We start from the raw sequence: 1,833 nt of genomic DNA on the forward strand, positions 1-1,833 counted from the left end.
TAAAAAACACAACCAAAAAGTTAATTAACTCTAATAATAGATTGTACTTCCTAGTATATAAAATTAAAGGATAATAAAAAAAGAAAAAAATTTAAACACAAAAATTATGAGTCAGCCTCAAAAAAAAATAAAAATATATGAAAGCGAAAATCGCCCAAGATATTCAGATATCCATTTGGATTAGATCACACTGTCAAGCTGCTCGCTCAATTCCTTATACCTATTTCTGATAGTGACCTCGGTAACTCCTGAAATCTGAGCGATTTCACTTTGGGTTCTCCTGTCACCTGATAGGATTGAGGCAATATATAAAGCGGCTGCAGCAATGCTGCTAGGTCCTTTGCCTGAGCTTAAGCCGGAACCGATGAACTGGTTGATAATCTCAATCGCCTTGGCCTGAACCTCACCTGACAAATTCAGTTTGCTTGCAAATCTGGAAATGTAATCGGTAGGGGAAGTCGGTTTTAACTTAATGCCCAATTCTTTTGCTAAAAAACGATAGTTCTTTCCAATACGTTTTTTAGAAATGTTTGAAGCTTCGGAAACTTCATCCAAAGTACGTGGAATACCGCAAACTCTGCATGCAGTATAGACAGAAGCGGCAACAACACCATCAATGCTTCTTCCCCGAATAATGTTCCTTTTAGCGGCATTTCTATAAATGTAAGCGGAATCTTCTCTTACTGACCTTGGTATACCCAATCTTGAAGATAAACGGTCCATCTCACTTAGAGCAATTGCCAAATTTCTTTCAGCGGCACTGGAAACCCTGATCCTTTTATTCCACTCCCTAATTCTATATAATTGAGCCCTATTCCTTTCAGGAATGGAACGTCCCTTGCTGTCAACATTCCTTGAGCCGATAGTTGTGGACAATCCCTTATCGGAAATTGCAAAAGTACTTGGAGCACCAGTTCTGGCACGCTTATTTTGCTGTTCATGATCAAATGCCCTCCATTCAGGACCATTGTCAATTAAACTTTCATCAAGAACTAATCCGCAACGGTCACATATAACTTCAGCCCTTGCGCTGTCAACAGTGAAACTGGTGGACCCGCAATCAGGACACTTGTTGGTTTCATTCTCATTGACTAGACCATGTTGTCTATATGGTCGATTAAACTGTCTGGTTTTGGTTGGTATAATATCATCCCCCTTTAAGGATTCTGGAATAGAAATTCCAATGGTATTCGACAACGAAAACTAATTATAAAAGGATAAAAAAAGCTTAATTAGTTTTTACAATTTTCAGTCAAGATGGTTGTATAAATTCAAGGTACAGTGATGTATATAATGTAATGAGCTTGCAGCGAAATGAAATTCCCATAGAAAACCATAGTACACAAACAAAACACAAAAGGACTTCACTACTGGGATCGAAACGAGACCAGGTATAACCCCCATGCTATGACCGCAATACTCATTACGTTATGAGATTGATAAGTAATTAGAGTAAGGATTTGTATATAGAAGGCTTGCAGCGAAATGAAATTCCCATAGAAAACCATAGTACACAAACAAAACACAAAAGGACTTCACTACTGGGATCGAAACGAGACCAGGTATAACCCCCATGCTATGACCGCAATACCTACTATACAAATCATAAGAAAATGATAATGATTTCTGTGCAACTTTCACCCTTACTGTTAACACCTAACCAAATCGCTATTAAACTATACATTATTGAAAAGAATATATTAGTTTACTAACAATTAAAATAATGCAAGCGAACAGTTGGAAGCAGCGGACTCAACAACTCGGAAAAAAAACCTCGAAGCTTACATCCCTACCCCATCAAACAAGTCTTCTACTCGCGTCCTAAGCAATCTA

General features: G+C 37.9%; 1 protein-coding gene and 3 rRNA genes. All 4 read right to left on the bottom strand.

Translation table 11 applies throughout. The features are described 5' to 3' along the window. Positions 1–180: 180 nt before the first annotated feature. Entirely contained in the window at positions 181–1,143 is a 963-nt protein-coding gene (locus MBBTH_RS07735) for a transcription initiation factor IIB (protein ID WP_207773353.1), read from the bottom strand. A 158-nt stretch (positions 1,144–1,301) separates the two neighbouring features. Beyond that, positions 1,302–1,419 (bottom strand): 5S ribosomal RNA (rrf, locus tag MBBTH_RS07740). A 53-nt stretch (positions 1,420–1,472) separates the two neighbouring features. Continuing rightward, a 5S ribosomal RNA gene (rrf, locus tag MBBTH_RS07745) occupies positions 1,473–1,590 on the bottom strand. A 127-nt stretch (positions 1,591–1,717) separates the two neighbouring features. Further along, positions 1,718–1,833: ribosomal RNA gene (locus tag MBBTH_RS11010) — 23S ribosomal RNA — on the bottom strand; the annotation flags it as partial.

The sequence above is a fragment of the Methanobrevibacter thaueri genome (genome assembly GCF_003111625.1).
Classification (GTDB): domain Archaea; phylum Methanobacteriota; class Methanobacteria; order Methanobacteriales; family Methanobacteriaceae; genus Methanocatella; species Methanocatella thaueri.